Here is a 12,135-nt window from a genome sequence, read left to right as displayed (position 1 = left end):
CACCCTGACCTGCGACTTCAGACCGATGGGGTGCCGAAGGAGAGCCGCCGCGCCACGATGGTCGGCAGCGGCCGTGTGTGCCGTTCCCGGTCCATCCTCGGGAGGGAGACCCGATGACCACGGAACAGTCCCGCACCCTCGCGATGACCCAGCACCGCTTCGGCGGACCGGAGGTCCTGGAGCTCGAACAGAGGCCGCGTCCCCGTCCCGCCGAGGACGAGATCCTGCTCCGGGTGCACGCGGCGGGCGTCGGCCCGGCGGACTGGCTGGCCCGTTCGGGCGCCGACCCGCTGTACGGGGAGCCGCCGTTCACGCCGGGGCAGGACGTGTCCGGCGTGGTGGAGGCGGCCGGCGCGGCCGTGGCCCGCTTCCGCCCCGGCGACGAGGTGTTCGGCCGGATCGAGGGCGGCGGTCACGCCTTGCATGTCACCGCTCCCGCCGCCCACTTCGCCGTCAAGCCGGCCACGCTGGACCACGTCCACGCGGCCGCCGCCCCGACGGCGGCGCTGATCGCCTGGGAGGCCCTGATCGACATCGCCGCGGCCGGGCCGGGCACCCGCGTGCTGGTCCATGCGGCGGCGAGCGGCCCGGGACATGTCGCGGTCCAGCTCGCCAAGGCGGAGGGCGCGTACGTCATCGCCACGGCCCGCGCCGACGACCACGCGTTCCTGCGCGGCCTCGGCGCCGACGAACTGATCGACCCGGCGGCCACGGACTTCGCCACCGCCGTGCACGACGTCGACGCCGCGCTCGACCTGGTCGGCGGCGACCACGGCCCCCGCACCCTGAACACCCTGCGTCCGAACGGCCTGTTGATCTCCGCGGTCCCCGGCGACCTCGGCCTGTCCCCGGAGGACGTGGAGGCACGCGGGATGCGCTTCGCGATGGTCCGGGCGGCGCCCTCGGGCGAACGCCTGACGAAGATCGCCGCACTGCTCGTGAACGACCGCATCCGCGTCCACATCGAGGCGGCCGTCCCACTCACGGAGGCGGCCAAGGCACATGAGCTGGGCGAGACGGGACTCGGCAGGGGCGGGCTCGTCCTGGTGATGGCCTGACTCTCGCCCACACGACTGATCCTCCGCGCGGCGCGCGTCGCCGGCTCACGGCAACGGGAACGGTGAGGTCATGAACGACAAGGTCAAGGTAGTGCTGGAGGGCGGTCCGGAGGCTCTGTCCGAGCGGATCGTCCCGGTCCCGCCCCCGGGAAACGATGTGAAGATCGCGTTCCTCGGTGGCTACGAACACTTCAGGGCGACCCCGCGGCAGGCGGACACCCCGGAGGGCAGGCTGCCCGTGTACGAGTGGTGGGAGCGCACGGAGCTGCCCGGGTAGTGCCGGGCCGGGTGCGGGCTCTCACCGCAGCACCGCCGTCACCGCCTCCCGGAACCCCTCCGGGTCCTCGGCCCACGGCAGATGACCGGCCTCGGGCAGTACCACCCGGCGCACCCGCGGCAGAGCCCGCTCCAGCGAGTCCACCGCCGAGCGCGGCCGGATGTCCCGCGCACCGTCGACGATCAGCACGGGCAGGTCCAGAGCCCGGCAGGCGGCGTACAGCTCCGGTGTGCCCCAGGTCCGACTCCGCTCCTCGTCGAGGGCCCTGTGGCACTCGTCGTTGATCCCGAGCCAGGGGTCGGCCATGCGCCCGGCGTGCTCCAGGGCCCGCCCGCGGTCCTCGAACTCCACGGACCATTCGAGGACCGCCTGCTCCCGCTCCTCGTCCTGCGTCAGCCGCGGACGGTCCGTCAACTCCCGCCAGCGGGAGAGCCGTTGCTGGTTGTCGCCGAGCCGTTCGCGGAAGTTCTCGGCAAACGCCGGGTGCCAGTCCGCGTCGGGGCCGATGCCGGTCCCGGCCACGTACACCAGCGCGCTCACCCGCTCCGGGTGCGCCAGCGCATGGCTCAGGGCGAGCTGCGCACCCCAGGAATGGCCGAGCAGCGCCGTCCGGCGGAGCCCGAAGTGGCGTCGTACGGAATCCAGATCGGCCACGAAGCGCTCGAGCGTCCAGGGGCCGGCGCACCGCTGGGACCGCCCGCAGCCGCGCTGGTCCCAGCGGACGACCGTGGCCCGGTCGGCGAGCAGGGCGGACACATCCGTGAACATGTCCCACAGGCCGGGCCCGCCGTGGCACAGCACCAGCGGCTCGCCCCGGCCCGACCGGGTGGCCCACAGCCGTACGCCGTCGTCCGCCGTCACCGTCTCGTCCCGTGGCCCGTCCATGGCGCCAAGTCTGCCCGGCGGGAACACGGACGGGCCGGGAGGCGTTCCCGGCCCGTCCGTGTGCACCCGGGCGTCAGCCCATGTGCGGGTAGGCGTAGTCGGTCGGCGGGACCAGCGTCTCCTTGATGGAGCGGGTCAGGGTCCAGCGCATCAGGTTCTGCGGCGCGCCGGCCTTGTCGTTGGTGCCGGAGGCACGGCCACCGCCGAAGGGCTGCTGGCCGACGACGGCGCCGGTCGACTTGTCGTTGATGTAGAAGTTGCCGGCCGCGTAGCGGAGCCTGTCCATCGTGTACGCCGCCGCCGCGCGGTCGCCCGCGACGACCGAGCCGGTGAGGGCGTAGTCGGAGACCGACTCCATCTGGGTCAGCATCTCGTCGTACCGGTCGTCCTCGTAGACGTGCACGGCGAGGATCGGGCCGAAGTACTCGGTCGTGAAGACCTCGTTCTCCGGGTCGTCGCACTCGATGACGGTCGGGCGGACGAAGTAGCCGACGGCGTCGTCGTAGGAGCCGCCCGCGACGATCGTGCACGACGGGTCCGACGTCGCGCGGTCGATGGCCGCCTTGTTCTTGGCGAACGCGCGCTCGTCGATGACCGCGCCGATGAAGTTCGACAGATCGGTGACGTCACCCATGGTGAGGTAGTCGACCTCGGCCGCGAACTCCTCCTTGAAGCCCGAGTTCCAGATGGAGGCCGGGACGTACGCCCGGGAGGTCGCCGAGCACTTCTGGCCCTGGTACTCGAAGGCACCGCGGGTCAGGGCGGTCTTCAGCACCGCGCGGTCGGCGCTCGGGTGGGCGACGACGAAGTCCTTGCCGCCGGTCTCGCCGACCAGGCGCGGGTAGGAACGGTACTTCTCGATGTTGGCGCCGACCGTCTTCCACAGGTACTGGAAGGTCCTGGTCGAGCCGGTGAAGTGGATGCCGGCGAGGTCCCGGTGCTCCAAGGCCACCTTGGAGACCTCGATGCCGTCGCCGGTGACGAGGTTGATGACGCCCTTGGGCAGCCCGGCCTCCTCCAGCAGCTGCATCAGCAGAACCGCGGCGTGGGTCTGGGTCGGGGACGGCTTCCAGACGACGACATTGCCCATCAGCGCGGGCGCGGTGGGCAGGTTGCCCGCGATCGCGGTGAAGTTGAAGGGCGTGATCGCGTAGACGAAGCCCTCCAGCGGACGGTGGTCGAGACGGTTCCAGACGCCCGGGGAGTTGGCCGGGGGCTGCTCGGCGAGCAGGTCACGGGCGTACTTCACGTTGAAGCGCCAGAAGTCGACCAGCTCGCACGGGGTGTCGATCTCGGCCTGCTGGGCGGTCTTGGACTGGCCGAGCATGGTGGAGGCGGCCAGCGTCTCGCGCCAGGGGCCGGCCAGCAGTTCGGCGGCGCGCAGGATGATCGCCGCGCGGTCGTCGAAGGACATCGCGCGCCAGGCGGGCGCGGCGGCGAGGGCCGCGTCGATGGCGTCCTGGGCGTCCTGCTGTGTGGCGTTGCGGTAGGTGCCGAGCACGGCCTTGTGGTTGTGCGGCTGCACGACCTGGAACTCCTCGCCGCCGCCCAGCCGCTTCTCGCCGCCGATCGTCATCGGCAGCTCGATCGGGTTCTCGGCGAGCTCCTTGAGCTTGGCCTCCAGACGGGCGCGCTCCGGCGAGCCGGGGGCGTAGCCGTGCACCGGCTCATTGACGGGGGTGGGGACCTGGGTCACAGCGTCCATGGGTTCCGTAACTCCTTACTGAGCGGTGTGGGTCAGCCCTTGGTGAGGGTCGAGCGAGCGAAGAAGAGAAGGTTCGCCGGCTTCTCGGCCAGCCTGCGCATGAAGTAGCCGTACCAGTCCGTGCCGTACGCGGTGTAGACGCGCATACGGTGGCCCTCGGCGGCCAGCCGCAGGTGCTCGTCGCTGCGGATGCCGTACAGCATCTGGAACTCGTACTCGTCCAGCTTGCGCCCGGCGCGCCGGGCGAGCTCCTGGGCGATGGAGATCAGACGCGGGTCGTGGGACCCGATCATCGGGTACCCGTCGCCCTCCATCAGGACCTTCAGGATCCGGACGTACGCCTTGTCGATCTCGTGTTTCTGCTGGTACGCGACCTCGGTGGGCTCCTTGTACGCGCCCTTCACCAGCCGTACGCGGCTGCCGACTGCGGCGAGGCGGCGGGCATCGGCCTCGGTGCGGAACAGGTAGGCCTGGATCACGCAGCCGGTCTGCGGGTGGTCCTTCCGCAGCTCCTCGTGGATGGCGAACATCGAGTCGAGGGTGGTGTGGTCCTCCGCGTCGAGCGTGACCGTCGTACCGATGGCGGCCGCGGCCTCGACGACCGGGCGCACGTTCTTCAGCGCCAGCTCGTGGCCGTCTTCCAGCGCCTGCCCGAACATGGACAGCTTGACCGACATCTCGGCCCGGGTGCCCAGCTCCAGTTTCTCGAGCCGGTCGATGAGCTCCAGGTACGCGTCACGGGCGGCGGCCGCCTGCTCGGGACGGGTGATGTCCTCGCCGACGACGTCCATCGTCAGCTCCAGCCCCCGGCCGGTGAGCTCCCGGACGACCGGGACGATCTCGTCGACGGTCTCGCCGGGAATGAACCGGTCGACCACCTGCTTGGTGACCGGGGCCGCCGAGATCAGGCGTCGCATCCGGTCGCTGCGCGACGCGGCGAGAATCACGGGACCCAGCACGGGGCACCTCCACAACAGGAGCAGAGAAGGCCGAAGACCCGGTGCGTGAGGTTTCGGGTACGGCACGGAGAACCACCGTGAAACCTAAGGATCCCTCTGATCGTCGGCCATCGACAGCTGTCACGCATCCGTGCCGCAGATCTCAGACAGATGTATGAAGGGCTCCGGGAGATGCGGGAGAATGCCCGGGTGACGTCCGAACACGTGGGTGACTACCAGGAGCTGGTCGACGAGATCTCGGAGCTGCTCGGCGCCCCCGCGACCCTGGAGAACCGGGACTTCGAGCTGATCGCCTTTGCCGCGTACGCCAGCGAGGACGACCTCGATGCCGCGGCGCTGGACCCCGTGCGCACCCGCTCGATCCTGACCCGCCGCTCCACGGCGGCCGTCCGGACCTGGTTCGAAGGCTTCGGCATCACCCGGGCGACGGGCCCGGTCCGTATCCCGCCCACTCCGGAGGCGGGGGTGTACCGGGGACGGATCTGTCTCCCCGTACGGCATCGGGGTGTCGTGCTCGGCTATGTGTGGCTGCTCGACGGCGAGCCGGGGCCGTCGGACGCGCAGCTGGCGGCGGCCATGGAGGTCACCGGCCGGATCGGCGCCCTGCTCGCGGACGAGGCGCAGCACGGGGCCGACCTCACCCGCGAACTGCGGGCGGTCCTCACGGCGGAGCACGACTGGCAGCGGGACATGGCGGTGGCGGAACTGCGCACGGCCCTCGGCCCCCGCGCGGACGGCCTTCACACGGTGGTCTGTGTGTCCCCCTGGCCCTCGGCCGATCCGGACGACGCCCCGTCGGTCCGTACGGTCCCGGGCGCGACGGCGCTGTGCACGGTGCCGTGGGGGACGACGGGCCAGTCGCTGGCGCTGCTGCTGCGCCTCAGGTCGGCGGACGTCCTGACGCCCGCAGTGTCGGCGGCGAGCCGGCTTCTGGAGCGGGCGGCCGGGGGGCGCACAGGCCCCACGGCGTCCGGTGCCGCGTCCGCGCAGCCGGGCTCCCCGGCCGGACCGGGCATGAGCGCACCGCCCGGGCCCGCCGCCGGCATCGCGGCCCCCCGCGCCGGGCTCGCGGAGCTGGGGGCGGCCTGGCGGGAGGCGTCGGCGGCGGCGCGGGCCGCCCTGTCGGAGCCGCGGCTCGGGCCGGTCGCCGAGTGGGCGTCCATCGGCCCGTTCCGCCTGCTCACCGCGCTCCCCCCGGAGGCCGCGCACGACCCCGCGGTACGCCCGCTCCTCTCCCCCGCCCACCGGGAGCTCGCCCGCACCGCCGAGGTCTACCTCGACTGCGCGGGCCAGGCCGGCCGCACGGCCGCCGAGCTCGGCATCCACCGGCAGACCCTGTACTACCGCCTGTCCCGCGTGGAGCAGCTGACGGGCCTGGACCTGGACGACGGCGAGGACCGGCTGCTGCTGCACATGACGCTGAAGGGGGCACGGCTGTGACGCGGGCGCCGACCGGCATGTCTCACTCCGTCTCGCGTACGCCCTCCAGCACCCGGCGCAGGCCCTCGGTCAGATCGTCCGCGGTGGCCGCGCCGGCCGGGTCGAAGAGCCACTGCACCATCAGGCCGTTGAGCAGCGCCTGGTAGAAGCCGCCCAGCGTCCGGACCGTGCGTTCGTCGAGCGTGGACTCGTCGGCCCCGGTGAACAGGGCGACCAGGCCGGAGCGTCCCTCGGTCTGGGCCTTCGCCATCAGCTTGCGCAGTTCGGGGACGCGGTCCCCCTGGGTGGCGATCTCCAGACTGGCCGTCCAGATGGGGCGGAACTCGTCCATGGACTCCAGCATCCGGGCCCAGACGCCCCGGAACCGGTCCAGCGAGCCCCCGGGCTCGGCGTTCCTCGCCTCGGCGGGGTCGAACTTCTCGCCCCACTCCTGGACCAGCTCCACGAACGCCTGGGTGAGCAGCGCGTCCTTCGAGCCGTAGTGGTAGCCGATCGACGCCAGGTTGGTCCCCGACTCCTTGACGATGTCGCGCGCGGTCGTCCGCACGAAGCCCTTCTCCAGAAGGCAGCGCTTGGCGCCTTCGAGCAGATCCTCACGGTGTCCCATGCCGGCTCACCCTACCCCTCGATCCATACATCTGTCCTAGACGCATGAATTACACAGTCGTTCTAGACAAACGTTTAAGACGCTCGTACATTTCCCGGCATGACGAACTCGACGAGCACCGCCCCGACCCCGGCCACACGGGCCGGCCGCCGTGAATGGACCGCGCTCGGCGTCCTGATGCTTCCGCTGCTCCTGGTCTCGATGGATGTCTCCGTCCTCTACTTCGCCATCCCGGCGATCAGCGCGGATCTGGAGCCCAGCGGCACCCAGCAACTGTGGATCTTCGACATCTACGCGTTCGTGCTGGCCGGCCTGCTGATGACGATGGGCTCGCTCGGCGACCGCATCGGCCGCCGCAGGCTGCTGCTGCTCGGCGCGGCCGCCTTCGGCACCGCCTCACTGGTGGCGGCCTACGCGAACAGCGCCGAGACCCTGATCGCGGCCCGCGCGGTCCTCGGCATAGGCGGCGCCACCCTGATGCCGTCGACGATGGCGCTGATCCGCACGATGTTCACCGACCCCGCCCAGCGCGCGAAGGCCATCGGCCTGTGGTCCGGTGTGATGACCGCCGGCATCGCCCTCGGCTCGGTGATGAGCGGCGTGCTGGTCGAGTACTTCTGGTGGGGCTCCGTCTTCCTGGTCAACCTGCCCGCGATGGCGCTGCTGCTCGTCCTCGGCCCGGTCCTGCTGCCCGAGTCGAAGGACCCCGCGCCCGGCCCCTTCGACCGGGTGAGCGTCCCGCTGTCCATGGCCGCCGTGCTGCCCGTCGTCTACGGCCTGAAGGAGATCCCCTCCGAGGGCTGGAACGTCCGGTACGTCGTCTCGGTCACGGTCGGCCTGCTCTTCGCCGCGCTCTTCGTCCACCGCCAGCGCACCACGGCCTCGCCGATGATCTCCCCGGCCCTGTTCCGCGGGCACGGTTTCGCCGCCGCCGTGGTCCTCAACCTCGTCGCCGCGTTCGGGATGATGGGTTCGGCGTTCTTCACCACGCAGTATCTGCAGTCGGTGCTCGGCAAGAGCGCACTGGAGGCGGCCCTGTGGGCGCTGCTCCCCTCGGTGCCGATCGGGATGACGGCCCCGCTGGCGACCGCACTCGTCCAGAAGGGCATGAACCGAGCCCATGTCGTCACCGCCGGCTTCGTCGTCGCCGCGTGCGGCTATGCTCTGCTGGCCCTCGCCGGTACGGACTCGATGTGGCTCGTGCTGGCCGCGTGCGGTGTCCTCGCCTCCGGGATCGTCATGGTGATCTCCCAGATGACGGACCTGGCCCTGGGGGCGGCCCCGGCCGAGCGGGCCGGCTCCGCGTCCTCCCTGCTGGAGACCGGCTCGGAGTTCGGCGGCGCGCTGGGGATGGCGGTCCTCGGCTCCATCGGCACGGCGCTCTACCGGCACGACATCCCGGACGCGGCCCCGGACGCGGCCCACGAGACGCTGGGCGGCGCACTGGCCGTCGCCGGACAGCTCCCGCGACGCTCGGGCGACGCGCTCGCCACGGCGGCCCGGGAGGCGTTCACCGACGGGATGCAGGGGGCGGCGATCGCGGGGGCCGTGCTGCTGGCCGGGGCGGCCTGGGCGGCGGCGGTGACGCTGCGCAGGATCCGGGTCGGCGAGAAGTAGGTGGCATGCAGAACGCCGGACGGGCCGGCTTCCTGCCGGCCCGTCCGGCGTTCGGGTGGTTGCGTCAGACCAGGTTCACCGAGCGCGCGGACGTCGCCCCGATCTCCTCGGCCACCTCGGCCAGAACGGTGGGACCGACCGTGTCATCGACAGTCAGCACGGCCAGGGCCTCGCCGCCCACCGCCGCACGAGCGACCTGCATACCGGCGATGTTGATGCCGGCCTCGCCGAAGATACGGCCCACCGTGCCGACGACGCCCGGACGGTCCTCGTACTTGAGGACGACCATGTGGTCGGCGAGCGCCAGGTCCACGTCGTAGTCGCCGACCCCGACGATCTTCTGCAGGTGCTTCGGACCGGCCAGCGTGCCGGAGACGGCCACCTCCTCGCCGCTGCCGAGCGTGCCGCGCACGGTGACGACATTGCGGTGGTCGGCCGACTCCGAGCTCGTGGTCAGCCGCACCTCGACGCCGCGCTCCTGCGCGAACAGCGGGGCGTTGACGTACGAGACGGTCTCGTCGACGACGTCCTCGAAGACACCCTTGAGGGCACTGAGCTCCAGCACCTTCACATCGTGCTGGGTGATCTCGCCGTACACCTCGACGTCGAGGCGGACCGCGACCTCGCCCGCGAGGGCGGTGAAGATGCGGCCGAGACGCTCGGCGAGCGGCAGACCCGGCTTGACGTCCTCGGCGATGACACCGCCCTGGACGTTCACCGCGTCCGGGACCAGCTCACCGGCGAGGGCGAGGCGCACCGAGCGGGCGACGGCGATGCCCGCCTTCTCCTGTGCCTCGTCCGTGGAGGCGCCCAGGTGCGGGGTGCACACGACCTGGTCCAGCTCGAACAGCGGCGAGTCGGTGCAGGGCTCCTTGGCGTACACGTCGAGGCCGGCGCCCGCGACGCGGCCCTCCTTGAGCGCCGAGTACAGCGCCTCCTCGTCGACGATCCCGCCGCGCGCGGCGTTGACGATGCGCACCGACGGCTTGACCTTGTGGAGCGCCTCGTGGCCGATGAGACCGAGGGTCTCGGGGGTCTTGGGCAGGTGCACGGTGATGAAGTCGGACACCTCGAGCAGCTCGTCCAGCGAGAGGACCTTCACGCCCATCTGGGCCGCGCGGGCGGGCTGGACGTAGGGGTCGTACGCGACGACCTTCATGCCGAAGGCGGACATGCGCTGGGCGACGAGGGCGCCGATGCGGCCGAGGCCGACGACACCGAGTGTCTTCTCCGCCAGCTCGACACCCGTGTACTTGCTGCGCTTCCACTCGCCGTTCTTCAGCGCCGTGTTGGCCTGCGGGATGTGGCGCGCGCTGGCGAGCAGGAGACCGCAGGCCAGCTCGGCGGCGGTCACGATGTTGGAGGTGGGGGCGTTGACGACCATCACGCCGGCCTTGGTGGCGGCGGAGACGTCGACGTTGTCCAGGCCGACGCCGGCTCGCGCGACGACCCTGAGCTTGTTGGCGGCCGCGATCGCCTCGGCGTCCACCTTGGTGGCGGAACGGATCAGGATCGCGTCGACGTCGGCGATGGCGGGCAGCAGCTCGGCCCGGTCGGCGCCGTTGCAGTGCCGGATCTCGAAGTCCGGGCCAAGCGCGTCGACGGTCGCGGGCGACAGCTCTTCAGCGATGAGTACGACAGGTTTCGAGCTCACGTGAGTCCTCACATGTCCAATGCGGACGGCCGTCCCGACGGCCGCATGCGGTGGAGGGGTGCTAGCCGCGTGGAAGACGCACGACGCTGTGGGCCTGACGCGTTTGTTGTGCAGCAGTGTAGTAGCGCGACACGGATCGTCTTACGCCGCTACGGAAGGATCACCCGGACGAGGTGGACGCGGCGGCCAACTAAGACAGCCCCTCCGGCGTTTGAGGAGCGCGGTCCGGGGCGGAGCCCCGCGGCGGTACCCCGAATCGAGGGTACCGCCGCGGGTTCAGGATCAGGCTTCTTCGTCGTTGACCCAGCTCATCAGCTTGCGCAGCTCCTTGCCGGTGGTCTCCAGCAGGTGCTCGGAGTCCGCGGTCTTGTACTCGTTGTACTTCTTCAGACCGCCGTGGTACTCGTCCATCCAGTTCCGGGCGAAGGTGCCGTCCTGGATCTCCGTGAGGACCTGCTTCATCTCGGCCTTGGTGGCGTCGGTGATGATGCGCGGGCCGGTGACGTAGTCGCCCCACTCGGCGGTCTCGGAGACGGACCAGCGCATCTTCTCCAGGCCGCCCTCGTACATGAGGTCGACGATCAGCTTCAGCTCGTGCAGGCACTCGAAGTACGCGATCTCCGGCTGGTAGCCGGCCTCGGTCAGCGTCTCGAAGCCCGCCTTGACCAGCGCCGCGGTGCCACCGCACAGCACGGCCTGCTCGCCGAACAGGTCGGTCTCGGTCTCCTCGGTGAAGGTCGTCTTGATGACGCCGGCGCGGGTGCCGCCGATGCCCTTCGCATACGACAGGGCGAGCGCGAAGGCGTTGCCCGAGGCGTCCTGCTCGACGGCCGCGATGCAGGGAACGCCGCGGCCCTCCTCGTACTGGCGGCGCACCAGGTGGCCCGGGCCCTTCGGGGCGACCATGGCGACGTCGACACCGGCCGGGGGCTTGATGAAGCCGAAGCGGATGTTGAAGCCATGGCCGAAGAACAGGGCGTCGCCGTCCTTCAGGTTCGGGGCGATGGACTCCTCGTAGACCTGGGACTGGATCGGGTCCGGCACCAGGATCATGATCACGTCGGCCTCGGCGGCGGCCTCGGCCGTGGTCACCACGCGCAGCCCCTGCTCCTCGGCCTTCGCCTTGGACCTGGAGCCCTCGGGCAGACCCACGCGGACGTCGACACCCGAGTCACGGAGCGACAGGGCGTGGGCGTGGCCCTGGCTGCCGTAACCGATGACCGCGACCTTGCGGCCCTGGATGATGGACAGGTCGGCGTCGGCGTCGTAGAACAGCTCGGCCACTTTGGGTTCTCTCCTTGAGTGCAGGTGTTGCGTCCCACCGTATGACGGCGGGCGGAAGGGAAGGTTCGGGGTCTCGGCATACGGGCGGCCGGGACCGCCCGTCACCAGCCTTACGCGGATCGGTCGAGCGCGCGCAGCGAACGGTCCGTGATGGAACGGGCTCCGCGTCCGATCGCGATCGTGCCCGACTGCACGAGCTCCTTGATGCCGAAGGGCTCCAGCATCTTGAGCATGGCTTCCAGCTTGTCGCTGGAGCCGGTGGCCTCGATGGTGACGGCCTCCGGGGAGACGTCGACGGTCTTGGCACGGAACAGCTGGACGATCTCGATGATCTGCGAGCGTGTCTCGTTGTCGGCGCGCACCTTCACCAGAACGAGTTCCCGCTGAACGGCAGCACCCGGCTCCAGCTCGACGATCTTCAGCACGTTGACGAGCTTGTTGAGCTGCTTGGTGACCTGCTCCAGCGGCAGGTCGGCGACGCTCACCACGATGGTGATGCGGGAGATGTCGGCGTGCTCGGTGACTCCGACGGCGAGCGAGTCGATGTTGAAGCCGCGGCGGGAGAACAGGGCGGCGATCCGGGCCAGGATGCCCGGGGTGTTCTCCACCAGGACGGAGAGCGTGTGCTTGGACATTTCTCTTTCGTCTC

General features: G+C 70.8%; 11 protein-coding genes. 4 read left to right on the top strand and 7 right to left on the bottom strand.

Going from position 1 to position 12,135, the window contains the following annotated elements:
- The first annotated feature begins 113 nt into the window (after positions 1 to 113).
- On the top strand, positions 114 to 1,058 hold the full coding sequence (locus F7R91_RS24535) for an NADP-dependent oxidoreductase (RefSeq protein WP_150951282.1): 945 nt from the start codon (positions 114 to 116) through the stop codon (positions 1,056 to 1,058).
- A gap of 70 nt (positions 1,059 to 1,128) precedes the next feature.
- On the top strand, positions 1,129 to 1,335 hold the full coding sequence (locus tag F7R91_RS24530) for a DUF5988 family protein (protein ID WP_150951281.1): 207 nt from the start codon (positions 1,129 to 1,131) through the stop codon (positions 1,333 to 1,335).
- Between the two features lie 21 nt (positions 1,336 to 1,356).
- Here F7R91_RS24530 and F7R91_RS24525 read toward each other — a convergent pair whose 3' ends face one another.
- From F7R91_RS24525 to F7R91_RS24515, 3 genes are all read right to left on the bottom strand, one after another.
- The gene (locus F7R91_RS24525; protein WP_150951280.1) at positions 1,357 to 2,220 is read right to left on the bottom strand and encodes an alpha/beta fold hydrolase; all 864 of its coding nucleotides are present in this window, start codon (positions 2,218 to 2,220) and stop codon (positions 1,357 to 1,359) included.
- Between the two features lie 73 nt (positions 2,221 to 2,293).
- A complete protein-coding gene (gene pruA, locus F7R91_RS24520) occupies positions 2,294 to 3,925 on the bottom strand; it encodes an L-glutamate gamma-semialdehyde dehydrogenase (protein ID WP_150951279.1) in 1,632 nt (543 codons plus the stop codon).
- 32 nt (positions 3,926 to 3,957) lie between these two features.
- Positions 3,958 to 4,884 carry a proline dehydrogenase family protein gene (locus F7R91_RS24515; RefSeq protein WP_150951278.1) on the bottom strand — a complete coding sequence of 309 codons (927 nt, stop codon included), beginning with the start codon at positions 4,882 to 4,884 and terminating at the stop codon, positions 3,958 to 3,960.
- 171 nt (positions 4,885 to 5,055) lie between these two features.
- On the opposite strand from F7R91_RS24515, the gene F7R91_RS24510 reads away from it, so the two are divergent.
- Positions 5,056 to 6,324: a PucR family transcriptional regulator gene (locus tag F7R91_RS24510; RefSeq protein ID WP_150951277.1), complete on the top strand. Its 1,269-nt coding sequence runs from the start codon at positions 5,056 to 5,058 to the stop codon at positions 6,322 to 6,324.
- Positions 6,325 to 6,346: 22 nt separating this feature from the next.
- Here the strand turns inward: F7R91_RS24510 and F7R91_RS24505 are convergent, their stop codons facing one another.
- Positions 6,347 to 6,931, bottom strand: a complete 585-nt coding sequence (locus F7R91_RS24505; protein ID WP_150951276.1) for a TetR/AcrR family transcriptional regulator — start codon at positions 6,929 to 6,931, stop codon at positions 6,347 to 6,349.
- Positions 6,932 to 7,030: 99 nt separating this feature from the next.
- On the opposite strand from F7R91_RS24505, the gene F7R91_RS24500 reads away from it, so the two are divergent.
- Positions 7,031 to 8,548, top strand: coding sequence for an MFS transporter (locus tag F7R91_RS24500; protein WP_150951275.1), 1,518 nt, complete (start codon positions 7,031 to 7,033; stop codon positions 8,546 to 8,548).
- Positions 8,549 to 8,612: 64 nt separating this feature from the next.
- On the opposite strand, the gene serA is transcribed toward F7R91_RS24500, so the two are convergent.
- The 3 genes from serA to ilvN all read right to left on the bottom strand — a co-directional run bounded on the left by serA (position 8,613) and on the right by ilvN (position 12,121).
- Positions 8,613 to 10,202, bottom strand: a complete 1,590-nt coding sequence (gene serA / locus F7R91_RS24495) for a phosphoglycerate dehydrogenase (protein ID WP_150951274.1) — start codon at positions 10,200 to 10,202, stop codon at positions 8,613 to 8,615.
- A 282-nt stretch (positions 10,203 to 10,484) separates the two neighbouring features.
- On the bottom strand, positions 10,485 to 11,486 hold the full coding sequence (gene ilvC, locus F7R91_RS24490; RefSeq protein WP_150951273.1) for a ketol-acid reductoisomerase: 1,002 nt from the start codon (positions 11,484 to 11,486) through the stop codon (positions 10,485 to 10,487).
- Between the two features lie 110 nt (positions 11,487 to 11,596).
- Positions 11,597 to 12,121, bottom strand: coding sequence for an acetolactate synthase small subunit (ilvN, locus tag F7R91_RS24485; RefSeq protein ID WP_150951272.1), 525 nt, complete (start codon positions 12,119 to 12,121; stop codon positions 11,597 to 11,599).
- Positions 12,122 to 12,135 lie beyond the last annotated feature (14 nt).

Origin of the sequence: Streptomyces luteolifulvus, assembly GCF_008806595.1 — a bacterium.
GTDB classification, from domain to species: Bacteria; Actinomycetota; Actinomycetes; order Streptomycetales; family Streptomycetaceae; genus Streptomyces; species Streptomyces luteolifulvus.
This window is presented reverse-complemented; position numbering and strand designations above follow the sequence as displayed.

Coding starts and splice junctions, on each gene's coding strand:
- ilvN (WP_150951272.1), bottom strand. CDS start 12,121: ATGTCCAAGCACACGCTCTCCGTCCTGGTGGAGAACACCCCGGGCATC.
- pruA (WP_150951279.1), bottom strand. CDS start 3,925: ATGGACGCTGTGACCCAGGTCCCCACCCCCGTCAATGAGCCGGTGCAC.
- F7R91_RS24505 (WP_150951276.1), bottom strand. CDS start 6,931: ATGGGACACCGTGAGGATCTGCTCGAAGGCGCCAAGCGCTGCCTTCTG.
- F7R91_RS24500 (WP_150951275.1), top strand. CDS start 7,031: ATGACGAACTCGACGAGCACCGCCCCGACCCCGGCCACACGGGCCGGC.
- F7R91_RS24525 (WP_150951280.1), bottom strand. CDS start 2,220: ATGGACGGGCCACGGGACGAGACGGTGACGGCGGACGACGGCGTACGG.
- F7R91_RS24530 (WP_150951281.1), top strand. CDS start 1,129: ATGAACGACAAGGTCAAGGTAGTGCTGGAGGGCGGTCCGGAGGCTCTG.
- F7R91_RS24535 (WP_150951282.1), top strand. CDS start 114: ATGACCACGGAACAGTCCCGCACCCTCGCGATGACCCAGCACCGCTTC.
- F7R91_RS24510 (WP_150951277.1), top strand. CDS start 5,056: ATGCGGGAGAATGCCCGGGTGACGTCCGAACACGTGGGTGACTACCAG.